The sequence below is a fragment of the Paenibacillus sp. 1781tsa1 genome, assembly GCF_024159265.1.
In the GTDB taxonomy this organism is placed as follows: domain Bacteria; phylum Bacillota; class Bacilli; order Paenibacillales; family Paenibacillaceae; genus Paenibacillus.
On sequence record NZ_JAMYWY010000001.1, the window covers coordinates 4,912,317 to 4,939,229 of the forward strand.

At 46.3% G+C, this 26,913-nt stretch carries 24 protein-coding genes and 1 other RNA gene; 3 read left to right on the top strand and 22 right to left on the bottom strand.

Annotation, left to right across the window (positions count from 1 at the left end; genetic code table 11):
- Window positions 1-4 precede the first annotated feature (4 nt).
- The 6 genes from NKT06_RS22175 to NKT06_RS22200 all read right to left on the bottom strand — a co-directional run bounded on the left by NKT06_RS22175 (window position 5) and on the right by NKT06_RS22200 (window position 5,780).
- Window positions 5-457 carry a pyridoxamine 5'-phosphate oxidase family protein gene (locus tag NKT06_RS22175; RefSeq protein WP_253439356.1) on the bottom strand — a complete coding sequence of 151 codons (453 nt, stop codon included), beginning with the start codon at window positions 455-457 and terminating at the stop codon, window positions 5-7.
- Window positions 458-555: 98 nt separating this feature from the next.
- On the bottom strand, window positions 556-1,617 hold the full coding sequence (locus tag NKT06_RS22180) for an LCP family protein (RefSeq protein ID WP_253439358.1): 1,062 nt from the start codon (window positions 1,615-1,617) through the stop codon (window positions 556-558).
- A gap of 90 nt (window positions 1,618-1,707) precedes the next feature.
- Entirely contained in the window at window positions 1,708-2,004 is a 297-nt protein-coding gene (locus NKT06_RS22185; protein WP_036614990.1) for a YlaH-like family protein, read from the bottom strand.
- Between the two features lie 304 nt (window positions 2,005-2,308).
- On the bottom strand, window positions 2,309-4,153 hold the full coding sequence (typA, locus tag NKT06_RS22190; RefSeq protein WP_253439360.1) for a translational GTPase TypA: 1,845 nt from the start codon (window positions 4,151-4,153) through the stop codon (window positions 2,309-2,311).
- Between the two features lie 176 nt (window positions 4,154-4,329).
- Window positions 4,330-4,824, bottom strand: coding sequence for a hypothetical protein (locus NKT06_RS22195; RefSeq protein WP_253439362.1), 495 nt, complete (start codon window positions 4,822-4,824; stop codon window positions 4,330-4,332).
- A 296-nt stretch (window positions 4,825-5,120) separates the two neighbouring features.
- Window positions 5,121-5,780, bottom strand: coding sequence for a TerC family protein (locus tag NKT06_RS22200; protein ID WP_253439364.1), 660 nt, complete (start codon window positions 5,778-5,780; stop codon window positions 5,121-5,123).
- A gap of 87 nt (window positions 5,781-5,867) precedes the next feature.
- On the opposite strand from NKT06_RS22200, the gene NKT06_RS22205 reads away from it, so the two are divergent.
- Window positions 5,868-6,578: a TerC family protein gene (locus tag NKT06_RS22205; protein ID WP_047843768.1), complete on the top strand. Its 711-nt coding sequence runs from the start codon at window positions 5,868-5,870 to the stop codon at window positions 6,576-6,578.
- 122 nt (window positions 6,579-6,700) lie between these two features.
- Here the strand turns inward: NKT06_RS22205 and thiI are convergent, their stop codons facing one another.
- The 6 genes from thiI to NKT06_RS22235 all read right to left on the bottom strand — a co-directional run bounded on the left by thiI (window position 6,701) and on the right by NKT06_RS22235 (window position 11,556).
- Window positions 6,701-7,942, bottom strand: coding sequence for a tRNA uracil 4-sulfurtransferase ThiI (gene thiI, locus NKT06_RS22210; protein WP_253442711.1), 1,242 nt, complete (start codon window positions 7,940-7,942; stop codon window positions 6,701-6,703).
- 6 nt (window positions 7,943-7,948) lie between these two features.
- Window positions 7,949-9,097 (bottom strand): cysteine desulfurase family protein, encoded by a 1,149-nt coding sequence (locus NKT06_RS22215; RefSeq protein WP_253439366.1) that lies wholly within the window; start codon window positions 9,095-9,097, stop codon window positions 7,949-7,951.
- Window positions 9,098-9,268: 171 nt separating this feature from the next.
- The gene (locus tag NKT06_RS22220) at window positions 9,269-10,027 is read right to left on the bottom strand and encodes a lytic transglycosylase domain-containing protein (RefSeq protein ID WP_253439368.1); all 759 of its coding nucleotides are present in this window, start codon (window positions 10,025-10,027) and stop codon (window positions 9,269-9,271) included.
- A gap of 189 nt (window positions 10,028-10,216) precedes the next feature.
- The gene (locus NKT06_RS22225; protein WP_253439370.1) at window positions 10,217-10,630 is read right to left on the bottom strand and encodes a hypothetical protein; all 414 of its coding nucleotides are present in this window, start codon (window positions 10,628-10,630) and stop codon (window positions 10,217-10,219) included.
- Window positions 10,631-10,664: 34 nt separating this feature from the next.
- Window positions 10,665-10,883: a DUF1540 domain-containing protein gene (locus NKT06_RS22230; protein ID WP_076211597.1), complete on the bottom strand. Its 219-nt coding sequence runs from the start codon at window positions 10,881-10,883 to the stop codon at window positions 10,665-10,667.
- Window positions 10,884-11,049: 166 nt separating this feature from the next.
- Window positions 11,050-11,556: a YpuI family protein gene (locus tag NKT06_RS22235; RefSeq protein WP_253439372.1), complete on the bottom strand. Its 507-nt coding sequence runs from the start codon at window positions 11,554-11,556 to the stop codon at window positions 11,050-11,052.
- A gap of 283 nt (window positions 11,557-11,839) precedes the next feature.
- Here NKT06_RS22235 and NKT06_RS22240 point away from each other — a divergent pair, with 283 nt between their 5' ends.
- The gene (locus tag NKT06_RS22240) at window positions 11,840-13,714 is read left to right on the top strand and encodes a S8 family peptidase (RefSeq protein ID WP_253439374.1); all 1,875 of its coding nucleotides are present in this window, start codon (window positions 11,840-11,842) and stop codon (window positions 13,712-13,714) included.
- Window positions 13,715-13,814: 100 nt separating this feature from the next.
- Here NKT06_RS22240 and NKT06_RS22245 read toward each other — a convergent pair whose 3' ends face one another.
- Both NKT06_RS22245 and pdxR read right to left on the bottom strand, forming a co-directional pair.
- Window positions 13,815-14,072, bottom strand: a complete 258-nt coding sequence (locus NKT06_RS22245) for a hypothetical protein (protein ID WP_076211601.1) — start codon at window positions 14,070-14,072, stop codon at window positions 13,815-13,817.
- 86 nt (window positions 14,073-14,158) lie between these two features.
- Window positions 14,159-15,679: a MocR-like pyridoxine biosynthesis transcription factor PdxR gene (gene pdxR, locus NKT06_RS22250; protein ID WP_253439376.1), complete on the bottom strand. Its 1,521-nt coding sequence runs from the start codon at window positions 15,677-15,679 to the stop codon at window positions 14,159-14,161.
- Window positions 15,680-15,786: 107 nt separating this feature from the next.
- Here pdxR and NKT06_RS22255 point away from each other — a divergent pair, with 107 nt between their 5' ends.
- Window positions 15,787-17,016 (top strand): aminotransferase-like domain-containing protein, encoded by a 1,230-nt coding sequence (locus NKT06_RS22255; RefSeq protein WP_253439378.1) that lies wholly within the window; start codon window positions 15,787-15,789, stop codon window positions 17,014-17,016.
- A 264-nt stretch (window positions 17,017-17,280) separates the two neighbouring features.
- Here NKT06_RS22255 and rnpB read toward each other — a convergent pair.
- From rnpB to glyQ, 8 genes are all read right to left on the bottom strand, one after another.
- Window positions 17,281-17,690: RNase P RNA component class A (gene rnpB / locus NKT06_RS22260), an RNA gene on the bottom strand.
- An 82-nt stretch (window positions 17,691-17,772) separates the two neighbouring features.
- A complete protein-coding gene (locus NKT06_RS22265) occupies window positions 17,773-18,888 on the bottom strand; it encodes a Nif3-like dinuclear metal center hexameric protein (RefSeq protein WP_253439380.1) in 1,116 nt (371 codons plus the stop codon).
- Window positions 18,864-19,622, bottom strand: coding sequence for a tRNA (adenine(22)-N(1))-methyltransferase (locus NKT06_RS22270; protein ID WP_253439382.1), 759 nt, complete (start codon window positions 19,620-19,622; stop codon window positions 18,864-18,866). Before NKT06_RS22270 ends, NKT06_RS22265 begins: the two co-directional genes overlap by 25 nt.
- A gap of 184 nt (window positions 19,623-19,806) precedes the next feature.
- The gene (gene rpoD / locus NKT06_RS22275; RefSeq protein WP_062835490.1) at window positions 19,807-20,946 is read right to left on the bottom strand and encodes an RNA polymerase sigma factor RpoD; all 1,140 of its coding nucleotides are present in this window, start codon (window positions 20,944-20,946) and stop codon (window positions 19,807-19,809) included.
- A 43-nt stretch (window positions 20,947-20,989) separates the two neighbouring features.
- The gene (dnaG, locus tag NKT06_RS22280; RefSeq protein ID WP_253439384.1) at window positions 20,990-22,810 is read right to left on the bottom strand and encodes a DNA primase; all 1,821 of its coding nucleotides are present in this window, start codon (window positions 22,808-22,810) and stop codon (window positions 20,990-20,992) included.
- A gap of 47 nt (window positions 22,811-22,857) precedes the next feature.
- Entirely contained in the window at window positions 22,858-23,325 is a 468-nt protein-coding gene (locus NKT06_RS22285) for a YaiI/YqxD family protein (RefSeq protein ID WP_483311586.1), read from the bottom strand.
- Between the two features lie 229 nt (window positions 23,326-23,554).
- Complete coding sequence (gene glyS, locus NKT06_RS22290) at window positions 23,555-25,630, bottom strand: glycine--tRNA ligase subunit beta (protein ID WP_253439389.1); 2,076 nt, start codon at window positions 25,628-25,630, stop codon at window positions 23,555-23,557.
- Window positions 25,623-26,510, bottom strand: a complete 888-nt coding sequence (gene glyQ / locus NKT06_RS22295) for a glycine--tRNA ligase subunit alpha (protein WP_145323243.1) — start codon at window positions 26,508-26,510, stop codon at window positions 25,623-25,625. Before glyQ ends, glyS begins: the two co-directional genes overlap by 8 nt.
- Window positions 26,511-26,913: the final 403 nt, after the last annotated feature.

The window sequence follows — 26,913 nt, forward strand, 5'->3', positions numbered from 1 at the left end:
CTCACTAGGCTTTTTTCATGGCAGCAAAAACCTGCCCATCTAATTTTTCAGCAGCACGCTGATCATATATTTTGACATATTGAGGCACAGAGGACAGTTGAGCGCCGTAAAACAGAGCATTCCTCACCGCTTCAATTGTAATATCGAAACAGCACATATTAAATGGAACATCCTGCAGCGGATCTTGTCGTACCGCAGCACGTCCGTTCACTGCGTACACTGTCTCTTCTCCAAAGACAGTAACCGTAATGAGCGGATTAGTCATCATGTTATTCACTAAACGTGAACGATGATCAATTGCTACACGAAAAGTAGAAGCATTCTCCGCATAAATCCAGGAGATGGCTGTTGAAGTCGGACCTCCGGATTCTACATCCACTGTGCTCAGAAGCACAAAGGTCTCATTCTTGAATTGCTGTAAAAGAGATTCAGTTAATTGTGTGACGGCTTCGGACATTCAACCAGCCCCCTAACCTTCTTTATGCAATTCTTGTACTTGGTTTATGTTATTATAGCATACCGATTAACGTGCTTCCAATCCCAAAAGAATGAAGGTTATTCGCCTGAAGGTGAAGCCGTTACTTTACCTGAAAGTGTATCTTGTAAAGCCTGCTTGGCATTGGCGAGTTCCGTCTCATTAATATACACATATGGACTTCTCCACTCTCCGGTAACCGGAGTATAATGCACATCCGAAGTGGAAATGTTCCAATACGTCGAGATAAAGTTTTTCATTTGTTCCGATTCCACATCTGTCGTCATATTCTTGTCAACTGCACCAATCACTTTGCTAATCTTCGTAATACCCCCAAGAGATTTCATTTGGTCCAACATGGAGTTCAGCACTTGGTTTTGACGTTTGTTACGATCAAAGTCATTGGATTCAGCGGTCTTCGGATTACAATTGGATTTGCGGTAACGAACAAAATCCAGTGCCGCTTTACCATCGAGATGTTGTGGGCCTGCGACCAAATTGATGTCTGTCCCATCGGCTGTATCTCTATAACACATATTTTTATCCACAGTCACATCCACGCCACCGACAGCATTGACAGCATCACGGAATGCCTGGAAATTCAGGACGGTTGTATAATTAATATCTACATCCAAATACTTGCCCATCATTTCTTTCATCTGATCCTCTGCATTTTTGCCAGTGGTTTTTTCCTGTGCTTTGAATTTCGGATAATAGGAATTCAGCTTGTTGGATTTGTACCCATCCAATTGAATACGCGTGTCTCGCGGCAAAGATACAATGGTTGCCGTCTTGGTCTCCGGATTCAACGAAGCCACCATAACGACATCCGAGAGATATGTGCCCGTTTCAGGACGGTTATCTGTGCCTAATAACAGCATCGTGATCGGTTTGGTTGTGGCTGACATCCCGGGAGGTACCGGTTTATCGATGCCTGTATCCACGACTTGATTGTATACCCAGTACGTATATCCACCGCCTACCACAATGGCAATAACCAATAGACTTAAAAGGATTCTGCCAAAAGCATTCATTCTCTTTTTCTTCTTAGGCTGCTTGCCCTTGCCATTCTTCGATCCAGAAGCACCGGATTGCGTTGGTGCCTGTCTCCGTGGAGGCAGTCCGTTCGAATTTGAGTTCATATCTTCAACACCTTTATCACATCTGTTTTTGTCTAAATAAAAGACAACCGCTTTCCCTAAGGAAAACGGATGGTCTGTACAAGACAGGATTTATGAGTTTCGAGCGGCAGCTTCCGCTTTTTTCTTTTGACGGCCTTCGATAAAATAACGCACTCTCACTAACAACATCAAACCAACCGCGACCAACAAACATTGAATGATGGGAAGCTTGTCGATCTGAAAAATAAGAAGCATGAATGTGCCCATCGCCATCAAAATATAGAGAACGATTTCCTTACCAAGTGGCAATTTCTGACGTACCCGAAACACCTTGTTATATACGTAAGTAATCAATACAAAGATGACGATGTAGGCTACGATCGGGTGTGATGCGAACCATGCTTGCATGCACAGCCAGCTCCTTTCGTGTTCATGCTAGGATATAAGTTAACTGGTTGATGGAGCACCACCAACAACATTAATTACAAAGCTCTCTATGTGACCGTTTCGGATTCGGATCGTTCTTTTGGTCGCTGTTATCCCCAGATTTTTTTGATCCATTTTTCAATGGTAAAATCCGGGGATAAAGGCGAACGCTTCGCTCCTACAGAATCGATTCCGTATCCTCCACTACTTTAGTGGGTTGTAATCAACGTCGATGGTGCATGTGTGTTTCATCAAATGCTAACTTATATAAATTATTTTGTTGTTATTAGGCTTTGGAAGCCATTTTGCGTTGTTTTTCTGCACGTTCACGCTCGGATTTATTCAGGATCTTCTTACGAAGACGAATAGATTTCGGTGTGATCTCACAATATTCATCTTCATTCAGATATTCAAGCGCCTGTTCCAATGAGAAGATAATCGGAGTTTTGATTTTAACCGTATCATCTTTACCAGAAGAACGAACGTTAGTCAGTTGTTTTTCTTTGCAGATGTTAACAACGATATCATTGTCACGTGTATGTTCACCAACGATCATACCTTCGTAGATCTCAGTACCCGGCTCCAAGAAGAGCGTACCGCGATCCTCAACACCCATCATTCCGTAGAACGTAGATGTACCCGTTTCAGTTGAGATCAGTACACCTTGGTGACGTCCACCCACTTGACCGGATACTACTGGAGCGTAGCTGTCAAATGCATGGTTCATTACACCATAACCACGAGTCAATGTCAGGAAGTTTGTGCTATATCCGATCAAACCACGTGCTGGAATCAAGAACTCCAGACGAACTTGACCACTACCTGTGTTGACCATGTTAACCATCTCTGCTTTACGTGCGCCCAGGCTCTCCATTACGGAACCCATGCTCTCTTCAGGGATATCAATCAACAAGCGCTCAACCGGCTCCATTTTCTTACCGTCAACTTCTTTGATGATAACTTCCGGTTTAGATACTTGCAATTCATATCCTTCACGACGCATATTCTCAATCAGGATACCCAAGTGAAGCTCACCACGTCCGGAAACGACAAATGCATCCGGGCTTTCCGTTTCGTCAACACGAAGGGAAACGTCTGTTTCCAATTCTTTTAACAAACGCTCACGAAGTTTACGGGAAGTTACCCATTTACCTTCACGACCTGCGAATGGACTGTTGTTCACGAGGAACGTCATTTGCAGTGTAGGCTCATCGATTTTCAAAACTGGAAGTGCTTCTGGATTGTTAGGGTCGGCAATGGTTTCACCAATATTGATGTCCTTGATCCCTGCAATGGCAACGATGTCACCTGCTCCTGCTTCTTCTGTCTCAATACGTTTGAGACCCTGGAAACCGAACAGTTTCTCGATACGTGCAGTTTTGCTCTTACCATCACGCATAATAACCGTTACCGATTGTCCTTGACGGATCACACCGCGGTTAACACGACCAATGGCAATACGGCCAAGGTATTCATTGTAGTCCATCAAAGTAACGAGGAATTGAAGTGGTTCTTCAACATTTTCGGTAGGGTGTGGGATATGACTAACGATCGTATTGTAGATCGCCATCATGTTGTCATCCTGTTTAGCAGGATCACTTTCCATGCTGGATGTTCCGTTCAATGCGGAAGCATATACAACAGGGAATTCAAGTTGTTGATCGTTGGCACCCAGTTCAATGAACAGGTCCAATACTTCATCAATTACCTCAGCCGGACGAGCCGCTGGACGGTCAATTTTGTTTACAACAACGATAGGTGTCAGGTTGTGCTCCAGTGCTTTACGAAGTACAAACTTCGTTTGTGGCATACAGCCCTCATAAGCATCAACAACGAGCAATACGCCGTCAACCATTTTCATGATACGTTCCACTTCGCCACCGAAATCGGCGTGTCCTGGTGTATCCACAATGTTGATCAGGTAATCTTTATAAGTTATAGCCGTGTTTTTGGCCAAAATCGTAATACCGCGTTCACGCTCCAAATCGTTGGAGTCCATTGCGCGCTCCTGTACCGTTTCGTGATCACGGAAAGTACCGGATTGCTGGAGCAACTTGTCGACGAGCGTAGTTTTCCCGTGGTCGACGTGGGCAATAATCGCAATATTGCGAATGTGTTCTCTTGAATGCATGGTTTGTATCCATATCCTTTCCAATTTCAATTCTTATCTACTAAACTTCCCGCAATTTCGCAGGTTACTCACAAAATAAGCGTCGGTGATATCCCGACGCATGTCTATATCCCTTATATTATAGTTTATTATAGGTAAAAATCAAGATATTTCGCACGAAAAGACCACTGGGAATGTTACCAGCCTCTCCCTTGACGCCCTCGTCCCAGCAATAACCAGACTCCGCCCAGGATCAAAAGGACAGCAAGTACATAGATTATTCCCGTTTGCAGCAAGGTAAATCCGAATAATATGATAGACACCGCACCAAGGATCAAAGCTGCAGGTAACACATATTCAGGTCTTCGCCGTTCAGCCATTCCATATTCGAGTAACCCTATGGCAATCCCAAGCAAGAATGCTGGCCACAGCCTGCTCATCAGTCCAGCGCCCCATGTATTCGTTATACTGAATAAAACACCATACACCGTTAGGATCCCGGCAGGAACAAGTGACCAGGATGGTGAAATACGCGCATAATATAACGCATGAAGGGCGATACCTGGTAACAGGATCAGCAAAGGCCAGAAATTACGACCAATGAAGCCAAACACACCAAACTTGCCAAGCAGAATGATAATTCCTGCAACTACAATAAATAGTCCAATCGCTTTTTCATTTCTCATCCTCATCTGCAATCACCTCATATACCATGGCTATGTACTTTATTTCTTAATAAAGGATACGCATTCCAGCTCGACTGTTGATTTTAATACCTGTAATCCTGCTTCTAGTGTATCCGAAGTTTCGGCAAAAAACTATACTTTATGTCGCACTATGCATGTGCCCTTTATCTGTATTACCCTAAAATGTGCAACTTATGACTAGCCCAATGAAGGTTGTAATGGCGAGAGTATTCTCTCAACACAAAGCCGCCTAAACCGGACGGTTCAGACGGCATATGTTCAAGCCTAATTCCATAGTTAAACTATGCGTTCTTCCGCACAAATTTATGAGCTCCTCCAACCGCAATGACAAGACAAGCCATTGCTGCGGGGAGCAGCGTGTGTACCTCTGATGCCATACCTCCCAGCCATTCTCCTAACTTTGGGTCTTTCATCACCATCTCACCAGCTGTGAAAGCCAGAATGCCTGATCCGGCGAATACCAGAATCGGGAATCGCTTCAACAAACCAACAATTAACCCACTCCCCCATACGACAATGGGTATACTTATTGCAATCCCGATGACGATCAAAGCCAAATCTCCATCTGCCAAAGCCGCTATGGCCAAAACGTTATCCAGGCTCATTATAAAATCGGCAATCAGAATGGTTTGAATGGCTTTCCAGGTCGTTGAGGCTTCTCGAATATGTACTTCATCCTCATTTTGAAGCAGCAGCTTCACTGCAATCCAGAGTAGCAACAGCCCACCTGCCGCTTGGATAAAGGGAATCCCGAGCAATAATACCGCTACAAAGGTTAATACGCAGCGTAACACTACCGCACCAAAAGCCCCCCACCATACCGCCTTTTTACGTTGTATTGGTGGCAGATCCTTGCTGGCAAGCGCAATAACCACCGCATTATCTCCACTCAATACCAGATTGATCATTAAAATTTCAGTTAACAGCCATAGTGTATCCATGTCCTCATCCCCCCACATTAACTTGTATGTCAGAGTTGTCCATGCTATTCTTAATGATTGAACCGTATATAAGGAGTGACATATCTCATGGAGCTATTTAGTCCCACATTCTGGCTGGCTTTGCTGAACGTTGTCTTTATTGATCTCATTCTGGCTGGGGATAATGCCATCGTCATTGGTCTAGCAGCTCGAAATTTGCACCCTTCCGTGCAGAAAAAGGCGATTCTATATGGAACTGGCGGCGCACTTTTGATTCGAATTTTAGCAACAGTTGTTGTATTATGGTTGCTTAAAGTTCCGTGGCTCTTGCTTGTGGGAGGCATACTTCTGATCTGGATTGCCTATAAATTATTGGCGGATCAGGGAGATGAACACAATGATGTCCAGGCGGGAACTTCCTTGTGGACCGCTATTCGTACCATCGTGATTGCGGATGCAGCCATGGGACTCGATAACGTGATTGCAGTTGCTGGAGCAGCGCAACAGCATCTCGTGCTTGTCATCCTTGGACTCCTCATTAGTGTACCTATTATCGTCTGGGGCAGTACCCTGTTTATCAAGCTAATTAATCACTTTCCCTGGATCATCTATGTCGGAGCCATCGTTCTCGGGTATACGGCTTCCAATATGATCACTGAGGAACAGCGACTTTTGCCTTACTTTACTGAGCATCCGGCATTGCGCATTCTCTTCATCGTTGTGGTTATTGCAGGCGTAGTCTTTGCAGGTTATCGCAAACGCTCCAGCAGTTCCAGCCATAAGGGATCTGGCGGGGAACAGCAACGCTCCTATTCGTAGGCTAATTTAAACTAAAAATTTCATCTGAATACAGCAAAGGACTGAACGATATTTCATCGGACAGTCCTTTTTTGCAGTTAACATAGCCCTTATTATGTCAGCCATGCTCATTTTTATTGAGTTTAGAACCAGTCATCCTTCATGCCATTATCGTCTGTCTGATTCGTTACCACAGAAGTTTCCCCGGCGTGCAGAGTGATTGTTTCTGTTAATTCCACCGCTTGATCCACCCATTCTGACAGATGGCTCATTGTTGATTCTATTTTATCCACAATTCGAAGATTTGGATTGGTTGAAGGTGACTTTGGCACAAAGAGAGTACAGCAATCCTCATATGGCAAAATAGATATGTCATACGTTCCGATCTGTTTTGACAGGGTAATGATCTCCTGTTTATCCATCATCACCAGTGGTCGCAAAAGTGGCAGATCCGTCGCACGACCAATGACATTCATACTCGGAAGAGTCTGACTCGCTACTTGGCCCAAGCTATCCCCCGTAATCAGTGCGAGTGCCCGCTCACGCTCGGCAAGTTTGGATGCAATTCGCAGCATTGAACGTCGCATCAGCGTAATAATCAGATTGTCCTGACCCAGTTGGGTAAATGCCGTTTGGATCTCTGTAAATGGAACCAGATGCAGCTTGATTGTTCCTGCATGATCAGCAAGGGCACGCGCCAAATCAATGACTTTCTCTTTGGCACGCTGGCTTGTGAACGGGTAACTGTAAAAATGTACACATTCCACTTCAAGTCCACGGCGCATGGAAGACCAGGCTGCAACCGGGCTGTCTATTCCACCTGATAGTAACACCATTGCTTTGCCATTCGTGCCCAACGGAAACCCACCTACTGCCGGAATGGTTTCATTGAAAATATACGTGCCCTGATCCCGAATTTCCACTCGCAGTTCAATATCAGGCTGACGAACATCAACACTCAATTGCTGGAACTTCCGAAGGATCGGGGAACCAACCAAATGATTCATTTCATGGGAAGAGTTCGGGAACTCCTTCCATACCCGCCTTACATTTACCTTGAATGTGGTGCCTTCCTTGAATTCATCTTCCCTTTCGTCCATAAAAGCAACTGCCGTTTTCACAATCTCATCAAGCTCGGATGGAGTAACTTTAACCGGACTAATCGACATCACGCCGAATACACGCTTTAGCACCTTAATCAGTTCAGTATGTGATTCACCTCCAAGATCCACATAGACACGGCCATATTCTTTGCGAAGGCTCGCTCCTGGATAAGGTTTAAGCAAAGCTTTCACCTGTGTAATGATCGTTTTTTCGAATCGGGCACGATTTTTCCCTTTTAACATAAACTCTCCGAAACGGAGAAGCAGCATATCATATTTCATATCCATTCACATCCGCCTTTCGAGGGGTCGCAACTGCGCCACCATCTGATGTAAAGCCCGTTCAAGCAAGGCTACATCTTCTTCTGTATGTTCATCTCCAAGACTAATACGCAATCCGCCACCAGCACAAGCTGCATCTCTGCCCATCGCAAGCAGAGCCCGACTCGGTTCAGCCGAACGCGAAGAGCAGGCAGATTGGGTGGATATGGTTACGCCAAGTTGCTCCAAGGTGTGCAGCGCCACTTCTGCCTTCATCCCGGGATAGGAGAAGTGCACAATATGCGGTGCACCCTCTGTGCGACTGTTCAATTCAAATTCAGGAATAACACGTATCGTTTCCATCAATCGATCACGGAGCACCGTTGTACGTCGGGCAAAATCAACCTGATCTTCTGCTGCCATCCGCATGGCCTTTGCCATGCCTACCAGCAAGGCAACGTTCTCCGTGCCTGCCCGCAGGCCATGCTCCTGTGATCCCCCTGACAATAGTGGCGTAAGCTCCACTCCACTTCGCACATATAGGAGACCCGCTCCCTTCGGTCCACGAATCTTGTGAGCAGACAAACTGTACAGATCTGCACCCCAATCGGCAGGTGTAGCCTCCATTTTCCCAAAACCCTGAACACCATCTACATGGAAAAGCACGCGTGGTGCTTTCTTTTTGAGCTGTTTGCCAATCTCTGCAATCGGATGGATGGCTCCTGTTTCATTGTTTACATGCATCAGACTTACTAACACCGTATCCGGTCTGATCGCATCTACAACCTGCTGAGCATTCACCACACCAGCGGAATTGACAGGAATTAGCGTCACATCCCATCCCCACTGTTGCAATTGCATAAAACTTTCATACACCGAGGCATGCTCGGTAGCCGTTGTGACGATATGTCTGCCTCGTGACTGATAACGTAATGCCGCACCTTTTATCGCAAGATTATTGCTCTCCGTAGCACCGGAAGTAAATAGAATCTCTTCAGGCTTGACGCCGATTGACGCAGCACATCCGGATCGAGCACGACGCAGCAACTGATCGGCACGCTCTCCATACCCATGGATGGAGGACGGATTACCGAATTGTGTCTCCATAATTTCGGCCATCGTACGAATCACATCGGGATGGGGAGGTGTGGTTGCAGCATAATCAAAATATTTCAAATGAGGTTAGACCTCCCTTATCTCTTCGTTCATGAATCTACAGTGAGCATTGTAACACGATACCCGTACAACACAAAAAGACCAACCGGGAACAGGCGTTTCAAGCGCTACTGCTCCCACATTGGATCTCATCCTGCCTATCATGTGTTATCGCAAATGTTTTCTGTGAGTTTAGATCACATATTTAGACCGTGCCTTCTCCACCTTGGAGATATAATTCTGTGTTTCTGAAGGCAGACGGTTAAGTACACTCATCAGTTCGCTATCACTCGACACGCCCAGACGTGAAACACGCCCCGGTCCTGCATTATATGCAGCAAGCGCCATCTTCACTTCTCCACCGAAACGCTGGAGCTGAAGAGAAAGATATTTCGTACCAGCATCTATGTTCTGGGCAGGATCAAATGAATTATTTACACCCAGCCCTGCAGCCGTCCCATCCATTAATTGCATGAGCCCCTTGGCACCGGCGGAAGACACAACATTTGGGTTAAAATTGGACTCTGTGTCAATGACGGCCTTGATCAATGATTCAGGAACACCGTATTTGGCACTTGCCTCGGCAATCAAAGATTCATAATCCGTAGGTACAGATGCCCCGGAATCCACAATTCCTGTATTGGATGAAGATAATAAAGACTCAACGATGTTATTGGAGACAGAGGACGATCCTGCGGTATTTATATCCGGATTGTACGTGCTTCCGAGTTGTAACCACAACAAACCATCACTGGATCTTTTGGAGAGCGTAGCGGTGGAATCCGTATTGCTCGTCGAATTGGCACCCGCACCCGTACCTAACAGCCCGTCCATCACATTGGCGAAATCCACTGCTGAACCAGCATCTGATTGTGATCCACTGGTTTGGTTATTCACATTGGACAATTGCAGTTCCAACAACTGCCGCGATCCGCTTGGATCAATCTGCATGAGTTATACCCACTCCCGTATAATTAAGCGTATTATGACCTTATTCTACATCGTTTTACAGCAAGGTTCCATTGTTTTCAAAAAAATAGTTGAATCCCACGGTCTAACCTGCGTATATACGAAAAAAAACCTCCTGTAAGTCACCACACATGGGTGAAAACAGAAGGCTTGGTGAAGCATATTTTACACTTAGCGCGCAAATGGGATCATGAAAAAATAACTCAGCGTGGCTACAATACCCAGTCCAATGGACCAAGCTCCCGCTGTTTTCCGGCCATTTACATAAGCATAGTAACCCAGAACAGCTGCCGCTGGTCCAAGTACGATTGACCACATAAACAAGGACGCAATACCGAAAGCCAGCCCCATATAACCTGCGACCTTGCCTGTTGACTCCATGACACGGTCTGCCTCATGTTTCTCAACTACAGGTTCTGAACGTTCGGTGCCTCCAGTTCTTACAACAGTTGGAGGAGCCACCTCAGCCCCGTACTCTTCCCGATGTACTTTCCTTGGATAATCCACACGCATACGCTGTTTTTCAACTTCACCCTTGTTTTCAGGGCGATCAATAGAACGAATGTTGTTATCGTCATTTTTCATTTGGAAGCACCTCCGTTATGAATAGGATGACTGCTCACTTGGGTTTGAACGTGTGACAGCAGGTTGCAGAGGATGTACGCGCATGATCATGATGATCCGAGTCGAATGTCTCACCGGCAAATTCCTCATGCAGACGACGGGTGGCATGTTGGTCAATGTCAATCATGATGGCATCAGCTTGGCAGAAGTTGTTCTCTCCCCAAAAGTTGCAGTTGGAGACGCTGCATTTGACAATTGGTTTGTCTTGGCTCATTTTTTATCACCTCGACTACTATTGTCTCCCCGCCACAAACCCGATATTCTCCGCTAAAATGCCAGATGATGACATGATCTCACCTCGTCTGATTCTCACTAAAAACACAAAAAAACCGCCACAAGGGCGGTTTCGTCCAATATCATATTAAGGTTTAAAACGTAAATTAAGCGTGATTCCGTTGATTTTGCATACGGCGCTGAGTCAGGTAATCACTTTCATAATATGCCAGATCATCGCGCAATTCTTCGTACGTTTTGGAAATCTCAAGAATGACATCCCGCACTGCACGAATTGGCTTGTCACGAAAACGAATAGCATCTTGTCCTGTGTAAGCGTATCTTCCGTCTTCGGAATAACATTCATTTTTGGGATAGAAAAAGCTGTTTACGCATTGGTGATACGTATTATAAAGAGCCTTTTCGGCAAAATCGACATCAAAGTTGGCACGACGCAGCACAACGCCAAGTTTTTCGTAAGAAACCTCAGAAAAAACGAGCAAATGACGGAGATCTGAAAGAAATCCTTTGTAGAAGGTTGTTGATTCTTCCGTCTGATTCTGATCCAGTTCAGGCAAAGCATTCTCATTCAAAAATTTTTCAATCCGATCGATAGCCGGTTTTAACTTTTCCCTAGTTGACTCACATGTTTTCTGTACATTGGCTGCTGACATAAAGGTAGCTCCCCCTTAAATAAGTCCTTACATATAGGTCGGCCAACGGTGGTTTTCCCCTGACCTTTGAATTCTCAGCTATAATCCTACCATAAAAAGATGACGAGCGGTATCCCTTAATCATGCTTTCCGTTTCTGCCATTAAACATGCCTATTATAAGCAGTCAGACTCGAACTCGCTTGCATAAAACGTTCCGCTTTTTCTAACGATAGATATAACCAGTGACAACGATGAAGCACTGTTAATGATTGTCCATAATGAACGAAGGAGGTTCCATCCACCATGTCCAGACCGAAATGGATTAACTGGGCCCTAGCAGCTGGTGCGGGAGCACTCGCTCTGACACTTCTGCTTCCAACATCAAATCGTCCCGAACCCAAGCCTAGTGCCCTGTCTGATTCTGCTCATGAAGAGCACACGAGTAAACAGCGTCTGAAAGTGCAGGATGTCAAAGCGACCGATCTTCTGACCCGCATGGATGCCAAGCAGCATCTCAGTATCATGCTGGAAAAAACCGCCACAATGAATGCTGCGCAGGTGAGTCGATATGTGAATGATCTCCGAGGTTCACATGAACATATCAAATCCATTCATCTCATGAACATCAATGGCTCATTCAATAAACCGTTTGATCAGGCTTCCACACAAGGAAGCAAGTTGGAACAACAGAAGCTTCAACATGCGCTGAACCTTGCCAAAAAAGCGGTAAACAAACGTCAAAGTTTTGAATCCTCTTCTTTTCCTTTGGGAAAAGAAAAATATTTTGTTATGGGGCAACCCTCCAAAGATGGCAAAAGAGCGGTAATTGCCTTGTTCAGCCAGAACGTATTAAATGCTGTTGAAGAACATCAGCGCAAAAATCTGCGCATGATCCCTTATCCGCGTGAGGGTAAATTCAAAATTGAGTCTGTTCACCCGGATACACTTAACGAAATCACAGTGAAAACCGGACATGATAACGCCAATGCCAGTCATTTTTACGAAAATGAAATTGTCATCCGTTTTCGCCAGGATCCCGGTGAACGTGATATGCGTATCATTAAATCTGATCTAAGGTCTAACTCAATACGCAAGCTGGGATACACGTATGTTTTTCGGTCAGAAAACATGAGTTACAAGCAATTGCATAGCTATTTCGAAAGCAAATGGAATCCACTCTATATGGAGCCCCACTACATGTATTTAACCAATGATACCGTAACTGAACAAACCGATGTAACGATACCCAATGACATTTTGTTCTCCGATTATCAGTGGAACCTGCCTGCAATTGAGACAAACAGAGGTTGGAATATTACCAGAGGAAACAAAGATGTCATCGTTGCAGTGGTCGACACGGGGGTTGATATGAATCACCCTGACCTGAAGGGCAAGCTCCTTGATGGTTATAATGTGGTTGAACCGGGTAGCAAACCGATGGATGATGTGGGACATGGCACACACGTCGCAGGCATTATCGGCGCTATTGTCAACAATAATGAAGGCGTGGCAGGCATGAGCTGGTATAACAAGGTACTACCGGTTAAAGTACTCGACAACTCGGGTTCTGGTACCACGTATGCCGTTGCCGAAGGCATCATCTGGGCAGCCGATCATGGAGCCAAAGTGATCAACATGAGTCTGGGCAATTATGCTGATGCACAATTTCTTCATGATGCCATTAAATATGCTTTTGACCGGGATATCGTCCTGATTGCAGCAACAGGGAACGATAATACAGAGCGTCCAGGATACCCTGCTGCTTATCCGGAAGTATTTGCCGTATCTGCTACGGACCCGGATATGAGCAAAGCTTCCTATTCCAACTATGGGGATTATGTGGATGTGATGGCCCCGGGGTCCAGTATCGCCAGTACCTATCCAAACAATCAGTATGCGGCCTTGTCTGGAACGTCCATGGCTAGCCCCCATGTAGCCGCACTTGCAGGTTTGATTCGTTCGTTAAACCCGGATTTGACCAACACGGAAGTGATGGATTTGATGCGACAAAGTGTTATTGACCTCGGTGATCCGGGTCACGATAAGTATTTCGGCTATGGCCAAATCGATGTCTATAAGGCATTGCAAGCCGCATCAGGCAACAGCGCTCCTTTGCAGTTCTGGCCGCAACATGTCAGACAACAAATGGATAATACAATGAAAAAGTATACCCAGTAACCGTAACGACTCTACTCCGTAAAAATACAAAAGCAGCTGCGCCCCGGGGCGTACGCTGCTCTTTGGTTTATATCCAATTTCCCCGGGGCACCCGCTGCGATTAGCGCTTGCGAGAAGACGTGCGGGCTTTACTTGATTTTTTCACGGACTTTTTCTTCGGATTGTGACTGGAAACATAACAAGGGTCCTCTTCTTTGACAACTACAGGGTACATGTGGTGGTGAATCGGAACACAGTGATGTTTTTTGATCACTTCAATCGGGTGGATGACAGGTACGATCTGTGGGATGTAGTAATCCTCAACAACCTGGATCGGGTCACAGACAATCGGGCAAAGCGGTGGACAGTAATGGTTCATTTCAAAACCAACTCCCTTTCTGGTGATACTATAACCTATTGCAGCAGGTCGAAAGTGGATTGGATGTATGTCCATACTCCGAAAAATTATATGAGCGGTAGCCTGTCCGCCACTGTCCCACCCTGCCCAGGTGATACGCTGTCAATGACTCCGCAAAGCACACGAAGGCCTTCACACAAAAGCTCAACGTTTGTTACAGTGAAGCAGATACGCAGACTTGGTGTATCCATCTCCCCTACATAACAGGCGGAACCAGGGAGGAAAGAGACCCCTGCAGAAAGTGATTGATGATGCAGCTCACGCATATCCAAGTTACTCGGGAGTTGGAGCCACAGATTGAGTCCTCCCTCCGGCAAGCGCCATTGCATTCCCATAGGAGCATGCTCTTCCAGCACTTCAGATGCTGCGCACAAACGAGAATACAATTCATCCCTCAATCGGGATACATAAGCACCGTACTGATTCTGAATAAAAGATTGCAATGCCTTTTGTGTAAGCAGTGGACTGCCCAAGTCTGCCGTAGATTTCGCAGCCACAAGTCGGGTCAATACACTTCCGTCTGCGATGGCACAGGCTATACGGCAACCTGGAGAGAGCACCTTGCTGAAGCTTTTGATATATACGACATGACCTGTCCCATCCATCGATTTAATGGAAGCTGGCGGAGGGTCCCGAAAATAAAGATCTGCAAACGGGTCATCCTCCAAAATGAGGCAGTGGTAGCTTTGCGCAAGATTCAGAAGTTGTGCTCGCCTTCTTGCACTCATCGTAATACCTGTTGGATTGTGATAGGTCGGGATCGTATAGATCAGCTTGGGCGGATAGGTATCACATAACCGGGTCAACAGATCGATACGCATGCCTTCATCATCCATCGGAACTGTAATGATCTTCGCGCCTCTACTCGTAAATACATCAATGGCGCCGGTATAGCTTGGTGCCTCCATGTATACAACATCCCCAGGTCCAACAAAAGTCCGTGCCACAAGATCAATTCCCTGCTGAGCACCACTTGTAATTAGCATGCGTTCAGGTACCACCTGTAGTCCACGCTCGGCAAAATGTTCGGCGAAAACCTGTCTTAACTCCCGATCTCCCTGAAAAGATCCATACGCCGCCATACGCTCAGCATGATCAGAGGAAAGCCGGTAGGCACTGTCGATAATCTCGCGTGTAGGTAGCAGTTCAGGCTGAATCGCTGACATATGAAGTTCATACCGCACTTGAGGGGACGTATCAAAATGTCTCCAGAGCTGCGCTCGCGGTAAATAATCCACGAGTGCCATCTGCCAATTCCATGATGTACTGGATTCACTGTTGGCATGGTTACGCTTGGCTCGGTCAAGATCCTCCATCGGATCTTCGTTTAATGTACCTCTTACATAACAACCTTTCCCCTGGGAGCAGGTGATCAATTGAATCGCTTCAAGTTCAGCATACGCTTTGGATACAGTGACCAGGCTAACACCCAAATCCGCGGTCATTTTACGAACAGAAGGAAGTCGGGTTCCTGGTTCAATGAGTCCTGATCTGATGCGATCGGCAATCGTTAGCGCAATCTGGACGTACAATTTTGTACTGCTTCCCCTTTTTAATTCGATATGCATGGTTGCTCCCCCAACTGTTATGATCTTCATTTTACTGTTATAGTGCAGTCCGTCTATTATAGTTTATAATATCAGTATAACAGTGAATAACAGGAGATGAGAATAACATGAGTATCCCTTGGTCCAAAATGGCACAAAACACCCCGTCCTCTGTCGTTCGCGACATGCTCCAGGCCGCTCAGGCACCTGGAATGATCTCACTAGCCGGTGGATTACCAGCCCAGACTTCTTTCCCGCTGGAAGCCATTCGCGTTGCGTATGAAAAAGTATTTATGAGCGGAGCAGCCGCTCTTCAATATGCGGAGACTGAGGGTTACCGTCCTCTTCGCGCCAAAATCGCCGAACGTCTTGAATCCAAGGGCATTCCCGCTTCACCCGATCACATGCTTCTCACTACCGGTTCACAGCAATCCATTGACTTGGTTTGCCGCATTCTTCTCGACCCGGGTGACCGCGTATTGGTTGAATCACCAACCTACCTCGCTGCTCTGCAAGTCATTCATTCCTATCAAGCTGAATCTCACGGCGTAACCTGTGATGATCACGGAATGTTGCCTGAATCTCTGGAAGAACAGCTCCAGTTGCATCGTCCAAAACTCGTCTATATTAACCCAACGTTCTCCAATCCTACGGGAAAAGTATGGTCACGAGAAAGAAGACAGCAGGCTGTAGATCTGTGCCGCAAGTACGGTGTACTTATTCTGGAAGATGATCCCTATGGTGAAATCCGGTTCAATCCGGAGCAATTGGATGTCCCTGCTCTCGCAGAACTGGATGCAGTATCCTATGACGGCCCTTCCAATGTTATCTACACCAGTACATTCTCCAAAACGGTAGCACCCGGCCTGCGTACTGGCTGGATACTGGCTGCTCCCGATATTGTAAAAATGGCCGCACGAGCGAAACAAGGTGCCGACTTGCATTCCAGCAGCATTGACCAAAGAGCGCTTCATGCGCTGCTTGAATCTTTCGATCTGGATGCACATATTCGCCATATTTCAGAGGATTACGAACAACGGATGAACACCCTGACCACACTCATGGCAGCCAAATCATGGGAAGGCATCTCATGGAATTCACCACAAGGTGGCATGTTCTTGTGGCTGCAACTACCTGAAGGCATGCTGGCAAGCAATCTGTTCACTTATGGTATCCAGGAGAAAGTGTGCATTGTTCCGGGTGATTCCTTCTATGCAGGTACACCAGAGTTAAACCGCATGCGAATCAACTTTACTCATACGGACCCTGAGCTTCTTCCAGAAGCCGTGGAAAGAATGGATCGCGCCATCCAACGCTGGCATGCATCCCTAACATCGGACAGTGTTGTTACACTGTAATGAACTGTCATAATCGTTTCGCTATCCGTTAGCGTATGTAGGTTAAATAACTTGATATGAGAAACAAAAACAAAAATAAGGCGGCAGGCCCGAGAATCTCGGAACTGCCGCCTTATTTTATAGAACCTGTTATCAACAGGAGTTATGATTTTTCAGATGTTCATGGGTCCTTCTGATCAGTCAGGCCATCGAATGATTCATACGAGTTGTCCTCGACTGATAGGTGGACTACATTGTGTTGCAATAGTGATGTGTTGTTGCAGTTAGGAAAGCTTACCGTAAGCCGGGTTCTGTGCTCTTCGTGGTTCATACGGGAACTACCCTCCCACCAGAAGCGACAATCATCTATCTAGGCCATACATTGCTGCACAGCTCAAGCGACCAACCTAGACACACCTCGGGCTAAGGCTGCCTCCTCCGAAGAGGCGACTGTGTCCCATTAGGTCTTGCTCCAGATGGGGTTTACCAGGAACGAAGTCACCAGCGTTCCTCGGGGTCTCTTACACCTCGGTTCCATCCTTGCCTGTGCCGGAAGATCCGGCCATCGGCGGTCCATTTCTGTGGCACTATCCTTCAACTCGCGCTGACTGGACGTTATCCAGCATCCTGCCCTGTGGAGCCCGGACTTTCCTCTCGTGGCAACAAAGGCCACCAGCGATTGTCTGTCAAGCTTTCCGAACAACATTACATAGTATACAGGCATTTGGGTTCCCAGACAAGCTTAATATTACTGGGAATTACACATCAACGGCCTTTTTAGATAAACTTGAATACTTCCGTATTTACCTCAGAAGCCGTAACTTGCGTATCATATCGTTTATCTTCCAAACGGGAACGAAGCCAATCCGCTGTTTTTGGTTTCATAATCTTCTCGGAATTATGTCCAGGGTCGATGATACACATACCTGCCATTAACGCATCATGAGCCGTGTGATAATCAATATCTCCAGTCACAATCACATCCGCACCTTTGAAGCGGGCAGTGAGCGCGTAACGGCTGCCAGAGCCGCCAAGAACCGCTGCTTTTTTGATCTGCTTGTTCAGATCTCCTACAACACGCACATAAGGCACATTGAATTGGGTCTTCACGACCTCCACCAGCTCACCTAATGTCTTAGGCTCCCTAAGGGGTCCCAAGCGTCCCAAACCGAGCGTACGGCCCTTTAAATCCATGGCATAGAGATCGTAGGCCACTTCCTCATACGGATGGGCCTTAAGCATCGCCTGAACGACCTTACTTCTCAGACTTTGCGGTACGATGGTCTCAATCCGCATTTCTTCCACACGTTCCATCTGCCCCTGGGTACCGATAAAAGGTTGAGTGCCCTCACCGGGTACAAACGTTCCTGTACCTTCCGTGTTAAAGCTGCACTTGTTGTATTGACCGATACTCCCCGCTCCGGCTTCGAGTACCGCTTGAAGCACCTGTTCATGATGCGTACGTGGTACAAATACAGCCAGCTTGTACAGATGATCTGTGTGTACATCTTCCAGCGATTCCTTACTGTCGATGCCAAGTGCCTCGGCCATCCAGTCATTCATACCACCCTCGGCCACGTCCAGATTCGTATGACTGATATAGACAGCAATATCATGCTTAATCAGCTTTTCATACAATTTACCCATAGGTGTATCTGTATTCAGTGACTTAACCGGACGGAAAATGATAGCGTGATGAGCGATAATCAGGTTGGCACCAATACGAATCGCTTCGTCCACCACTTCATCCGTCACATCCAAAGCAACTAACACGTGACTGATTTCTTTTTGCAAACTGCCGAGCTGGAGACCAATTCGGTCATCCGGTACAGCCAGATGTTTGGGAGCGAGTTGCTCCATCAGTTGAATTACAGTTTGACCTTTGGCAAACATGCCAAAACCTCCTTCAAGTTTGCGATAAGACGCTCTACCTCAGCCGCCTTGTCTCGGGAAGTATCCTGATCGGATTTGGAGATGGAGTTTACAACCCCTTGCAGTTTGATGATCTCACTTTCCCATTTAGCAAAAAATACATCCGTTGGACGATCCACCAAATATGGCCCCATCCGCAGCAGCAAATCTTCCGTCAATTCTGCCCCGCCTTGAAGCGGACGTGCACGATACACCTCTTCATTTGCAATCGGGCTTACGGATTGTGGCATCGCCGTTATAATCTCATAGATCTTGCCATCTTCTTCGAGCAACTGTTCTGCCACAACCACCCAGTGATGCTCCAGCAACCAGCGTCTGAGAATATCTTCTCCCACATTGGGTTGCAAAATAAGTAACTGGACTCCATCCAGTTTGGATAAACCTCGGTCCAAAATGGAGGCAATCAGAGCACCACCCATACCTGCAATGGTGATGACATCCACTTCTCCCGCAGAGATTACATCCAATCCGTCTCCACGGCGTACAGTTATTTTTTCTTTCAGGCCAGCATCACTGACTTGTTTGCATGCAGCATCATAAGGGCCAGGATTGACTTCCCCGGCTACTGCATTTGCGGCTTTCCCACTGCGGATCGCGGCTACTGGCAGCAACGCGTGGTCTGAACCGATATCAGCCATGCGGCTGCCATCGGGAATTTGATCATGTATTCGCTGTAATCGATTCGAAAGTTTCATGAAGCACCTACACCATTCATTTAATTTATTGATTTGCATTGAACAAGGAAAAGCGATAAAATAAAATCCAATAAAACATTTCAAGGATGAATTTCCAAAACCAAGAAATCAAGACGTTCAAATTAAAAATAAAGGAGACCCCGCCGCCGCTAATGCGTCTTGCGGAAAGTCTCCCGTAGTTCAATTATTCGAGGAAATCTTTGAGTCGTTTACTACGACTCGGGTGACGCAATTTACGAAGAGCCTTGGCTTCAATCTGACGAATACGCTCACGCGTAACACCAAACACCTTGCCGACTTCCTCCAGCGTTCTCGTCCGTCCATCGTCCAGACCGAAACGTAGACGAAGCACGTTCTCTTCACGTTCAGTCAGTGTATCCAATACATCTTCGAGCTGTTCTTTCAGCAACTCATACGCAGCAGCATCCGCCGGAGCAAGTGCTTCCTGATCCTCAATGAAGTCACCCAGATGGGAATCATCTTCCTCACCGATCGGTGTTTCCAGAGAAACCGGTTCCTGTGCAATCTTCGTAATTTCACGAACTTTCTCCACACTCAGATCCATCTCAGCAGCGATTTCTTCTGGTGTCGGTTCACGCCCAAGTTCCTGCAACAGCTGACGGGATACCCGGATCAGCTTATTAATCGTCTCCACCATGTGCACAGGGATACGAATGGTACGCGCCTGGTCAGCAATAGCACGAGTGATCGCTTGACGGATCCACCATGTGGCATACGTACTGAACTTATATCCTTTTTTGTGGTCGAACTTCTCAACCGCTTTGATCAGGCCCATATTACCTTCCTGGATCAAATCAAGGAATAACATTCCACGTCCAACGTAACGCTTCGCGATACTGACTACGAGTCGAAGGTTCGCTTCAGCCAGACGACGCTTGGCTTCTTCATCCCCGTTCTCAATCCGTTTAGCCAGTTGTACTTCATCATCTGCCGACAACAATGGCACACGACCAATTTCCTTGAGATACATACGGACAGGGTCATTGATTTTGATTCCTGGCGGCAAGCTCAGATCATCATCAAAGTGGAATTCGTCCTCTCCCTCTCTGGTGTTGTTCTCGGAATCTTCACTAGGACGCAGTGTAACCTCTTCATCATTTTCATTCACTACATCGATACCCAGATCGCTCAGTTGCTCATAGAACTCATCCATTTGCTCTGCATCCTGCTCAAAAGGAGAGAGTTTCTCTATAATTTCCTTGTAATTCAGCGAAGCTCTTTTCTTACCTGATTCAATCAATTGATCTTTAACCTGATCCAGTGTCAATTCTGTTTCTAGTTCAGTATGCTGATCATTCGCCATAACTCGACTCCCTCCTCCCTAGAAACATCTAATCATCAGACGTTCACTGTCTCTCTAGGGCAATCATTTCAATTGCAATCTGTGCCGCGCGTACAGAATCACCTGCCCGCTCTGCAGCAATCATTTCTTCTTTTTTCAAATCGTACTCTTTCTTACGTGGATACTTCAGCACTTCCCTGATGCAATCATCGAGCATTTGAATACTCCATTCACCTGGACCATCCATCATCGAGATTGAACTGACCGTTTTTTCCAAGCGATCGTCATGCAGTGAAGACATAAAACGGCTTGTATCCGACGGTTTGCCTTGCGCATAGTAGGCATATAGATAAGCAGCAATAGCTGCATGATCATCCAAGTTAAAAGCTTCACCAAGATGCTCATTCACGTACTGGGCAGCCTCATCATCCTGCAACATCCAGGCAATCAGTTTGCGTTCAGCAGCGTGATAAGCCGGCAACAGATTAGGTGTAGGCACCTGCCTATTTTGTTGCCTACCATTATTCCACCTTTTCGGGTTATTATCCCCATACTGAAGGTTATTTTTCATCGCCTCCCGTTCTTCATTACACTCCTGCTTCAATGTTTCGAAGGATACGTCCACTTCTGCAGCCAGTTCACGAAGATACACTTCCCTTTCTGTTGGAGAAGGTAAGGGGGCAATCAATTTTACTGCTTCTTTCGAATAGGCGATTTGTCCGCCACCCTCTAGCAGTATATGGCTTTTTTTTAAGTTTATAAGTTTAAATTTTGTAGTTGTCACGGCACCGTCCACAATCTGGTTTCGGAACCGTTCACCACCATGCTTCCGGATAAAGTCATCCGGGTCAAGTCCCTCGGGAATGAGAGCCACTTTGACCTGCAATCCGGCTTCCTCAAGAATGGGGAAGTTTTTGAGTGCAGCAGCCTGTCCTGCTTTGTCGCCGTCATAACATATGATGACTTCGTCGCACATGCCTTTGAGCATCAGTGCCTGATTCTCGGTTAGTGCAGTACCCATTGCCGCTACACCATTCTGGATGTCCTGATCCCATGCAGAGATGACATCACCATATCCCTCGAACAAAATGGCTTGTCTTTGTTTGCGAATTGCATTTTTGGCCTGATGCAGATTGTAGAGAACACGGCTTTTGTTAAATAACCGGGTTTCCGGTGAATTTAGATATTTCGGTTGCCCATCTCCCAATATGCGTCCTGCAAATGCAATTGGCTTACCGCTCCTGCCATTAATCGGGAACATAATCCGGTCTCGGAATCGGTCCACATATCCCTGACCTTCATTTCGCGGTGATAGAAGTCCACCCTTTTCCATTTCTTCGAGCGGATAGTTACGTTTTTCAAGAAATTGTACCAGTGTGTCCCAACGATTTGGTGCGAACCCAATCTGGAACTGGTCAATCAACTTGTCTCCAATACCTCTGGAGCGTAAATATTCCATGGCTGACTTGCCGTGCTCTGTATTTTTCAACAAAAAATGATAAAGCTTCGCGGTAAGCTCATAAGCCTCCAACAGACGTTCAGTCTCCGGATTCACATGAGCAGATTCACGCCCTTGCCAGTCCCCCATAGAGATGTGACTTTCTTCCGCCATCGTTTTGACAGCCTCGGGAAAGGATAACCCTTCGATTTCCATCCTGAATTTGATGGCATTTCCACCCGTGCCGCAACCGTAGCAGTAGAAAATTTGTTTCTCAGGTGTAACGGTGAACGAAGGCGTCTTCTCGGAATGAAAAGGACAGAGGCCTTTCATATACTTCCCCTGCTTGGTCAGATGCACAAATCGGCTCACCGTATCGACAATATCATTCTGCTGTAACACCGATTCAATAATACTTTCGGGTATACCGCCTTGTCCGGTACTCATCTCTGGCCACCTTCATCTCTTCAACACGTAAATATAATTCGATAAACTTACACATTCTCCTGCAAATCTTTTAAAAGTTTTGTCAGTTTATGTTGAAAAATTTCACGATCCTGCTCTGTGAAAGGCTTTGGGCCTTTCCCGTAATGGCCTCTTTTTCGTGCTTTGGCCGCAGTATGACGAGAATCCAACATGAAATCAATGTCACGATCGTTAAACTCACGACCACGAAAGGATAAAACATAACAACGTTTGCCGAGCGCAAGTGCCGCAAGTCCATAGTCCTGAGTGATAACCACATCGTTTGGCTTAATATGATTAGCAATATAGAGGTCTGCGCTCTGATCGCTACGATCCACTTGCACAGTACGCACCCCTTCTCCTCCTTGAAGCAAATGATCAAACGAAGAGACTAACAGTACAGGGATGTTGAAAAGGCGAGCGGTTTGCGCAATCTCGGTTTTGACCGGGCAAGCATCACCATCCACAACAATATGACGTATATTTAACTCACTCAAACCCAGACCACCCGGTTTCATAAAATAGCTGCATATTGTAATATACGACCCCGGCCGGGCAAAATCCTTCTGCCACAACAAGGGAAATCAAAGGCTAAAATACGGAGCGGTTGTCAAAAATACATTTCACAACCCGTTCCGTATATTTATACCCTCATATATCCTTCTTTAATACTGAATTTTAGCTTTGCTCCAAGTCTGTGGAAAAGGACTCATGAAATACGCCTAATTACCATACCAACTTGGAAAAATCAGCAAATCCTTTCAAGTCACGATCAATAGCTGCAAGCAAGGCAAGTCGATTCGCACGGACAGCCTCATCTTCAGCCATAACCATGACCGAATCGAAGAATGAGGTAATACCATCTTTCCAAGCAGAAGCAATAGCCAGCGCTTCAGCAGCCTTATGCTGAGTTAACGCCTGACGATATTCTGCATTCGTTCTGCTCCATGACTCGTGCAGCTGACGCTCTCCATCTTCTGTGAACAGTTCTGGATGTACAGAAGCATTGGATGCTTTGGCAGCCAGATTACCCACACGGTTGAATGATTCAACCGTTGTTTTGAATGCGTCTCCTGTCAGAACAGCCGCCATCAACGCTTCACCTTTTGGAACCACAGCACTGATATCATCGAATCCGGAAGAGATTACGGCATCCACTACGTCGTAGCGAACGGTTTCGGACAGCAATTTTTTCACACGAAGACCAAAGAAGTCTTGCAGATCTTTACGAACCTCTTCATCTGCACGTTTCAACAGGTTCATCTGGGCATGCACTTGAAGTGCTACTCCGAACACATCTGACAATGTCAGCGGAAGCTTGTGATCCAGCAAAATCTGTACAATACCTGCAGCCTGACGGCGTAGCGCATACGGATCTTGAGATCCCGTTGGAATGATGTTAATGGAGAAACAACCTACGATTGTATCCATTTTGTCCGCAGCACTTACAATGGCACCAACAAGAGAAGCAGGGGATTGATCTCCAGCAAAACGTGGCTGATAGTGTTCAAATACCGCTTTGGCCACTTCTTCTTTTTCACCAGCTTTACGAGCGTAATCCTCACCCATCACACCTTGCAGTTCCGGGAATTCACCAACCATCAGTGTCACCAGATCGAATTTGCAGATATCTGCTGAGCGGCTAACGGATTCGGCAACATCACCGGATACTTGCAGTTTAGCAGCAATTCCATCGGCAATTTTGCGAATACGGCGTACTTTATCTCCAACCGTTCCCAGCTCTTCCTGGAAGACGATACTTTCCAGCTTCGACAATGCATCCTTAATCTGTAACTTCTGGTCTTCCTCATAGAAGAACTTGGCATCAGACAGACGTGCACGCAGTACTTTCTCATTCCCTTTTGCAATTATATCCAGTGAATCACTTCCACCGTTACGTACTGTCACGAAGAATGGCAACAATTGTCCTTCATTGTCCAATACAGGGAAATAACGCTGATGTTCACGCATGGAAGTAATCAATACTTCTTGTGGAATATTCAAGAATGAAGAGTCGAATGTCCCGAACAATACGGTAGGTGTTTCCACCAGGAACAGGACTTCCTCCAGCAAGTCTTCCTTAATCGCAATATCCCATTTTTTCTCAGCAGCCAATGCCTGAATTTGGGATACAATCATCTGTTCACGTTCCTGGATATCAACAATGACATGTTCTGAACGCAGCACTTCCACGTAAGAAGACGGAGTAGAGATCACGGCCTCCTTACCAAGGAAACGATGTCCGCGAGTTACATTACCCGACTTAACACCTGTCACTTCTAGATCGATGACATCACTGCCCAGCATAGCCACAATCCAGCGGATTGGACGAACAAATTTGAAATCATAAGAAGCCCAACGCATGAACTTCGGGAACGTCATGGCATGCAATACAGAGAGCAATCCTTCGCCAATCACAGAAGCCGTCTCCACACCTTTGCTGGACTTCATTGCATAGATATATTCGACACCGTTCAATTCCTTGAATGTGAACTGGTCCGGTTCAACACCTTGACTGCGCGCGAATCCGAGTGCAGCCTTGCTCCAATTGCCACTGTCGTCCAGGGCAATTTTGCGTGAAGGACCTTTCACTTCTTCCTCTATATCTTCCTGCTTTTCAGCCACATTCTGGATCAAAACAGCCAGTCGGCGCGGTGTGGCATACGCATTCACTTCACCATAAGCAATGCGGGATGCATCAAGCCATTTCACGACACGTTCTTGCAGCTGTGCGATCGCTGCGCGCATGAAACGTGCAGGTACTTCTTCCAGTCCGATTTCAAACAACAGATCCTTAGACATGCTCGGCTCCCCCTTTCTTGATCAGCGGGAAGCCTAGCTTCTCACGCTCTTCCATATATGTTGCAGCGACTTGGCGAGCCAGATTACGGACACGTGTGATGTAACCCGTACGTTCCGTTACACTGATGGCTCCACGTGCATCCAACAGGTTGAATGTGTGGGAACATTTCAACACATAGTCATATGCCGGGAATACCAGATGCTGCGCCATGGCCTTGTTTGCTTCTTCTTCATGCATGTTGAAGAGTGTAAACAGCATTTTGACATCAGATACTTCAAACGTATATTTAGAGTGTTCGAATTCTGGCTGACGGAATACATCACCATAAGTGATACCTTCCACCCATTCCAAGTCAAACACATTCTCTTTTTCCTGAATGTAAGAAGCCAAACGCTCCATTCCATACGTAATTTCAACAGCTACCGGATTCGTCTCGATTCCACCAACCTGTTGGAAATACGTAAATTGCGTAATTTCCATTCCGTCCAACCATACTTCCCAACCAAGACCTGCACAACCAAGGGAAGGATTTTCCCAGTTATCTTCGACAAATCGAATATCATGTTTGAGCGGATCAATACCCAGACGCTTCAGACTTTCCAGGTAAATTTCCTGAATGTTGTCCGGCGAGGGCTTGATGATTACCTGGAACTGATGATGCTGGTACAGCCGGTTAGGGTTCTCACCATAACGTCCGTCCGAAGGACGACGGGAAGGCTCCACATAGGCCACTTTCCAAGGTTCGGGTCCAAGCGAACGCAAAAAGGTCATTGGATTCATCGTCCCTGCCCCTTTTTCCGTATCGTATGGCTGGACAATAATACAGTTATGCTCGGCCCAGAATTGTTGCAGCGTTAGAATCATCTGCTGAAAATTCATAATCATGCTCCTTTTCAATGGTTTGATAGCAAGCTTAGAACGGTGCAGACAACAATAAATAGCCCCCGTCCTACGCCTGTTGTACAGACGTAGGGACGAGAGCTATTCCCGCGGTTCCACCCTACTTGGCTTGGATCAAACAGGATGATCCTGTTCGTTCCAGCCCACTTTTCCGTGTCCATTCATGCTCCCGAGTGCCGTTTCAAAGACCGATTTAGCCAGGCTTCCACCATCCCCGGCTCGCTCATTCATGATTCGCAAGTGTTATACAACGACTTGTCTCCATAAATGCAATAAATCCAGTCTTTTACTCTCTCGTTCAATGCATGTCTCATAAAGAGAAATTATATTTCATAATATATAAAATCTAGTATGAAGTCAAGATATAGTTTCACTCCCACAA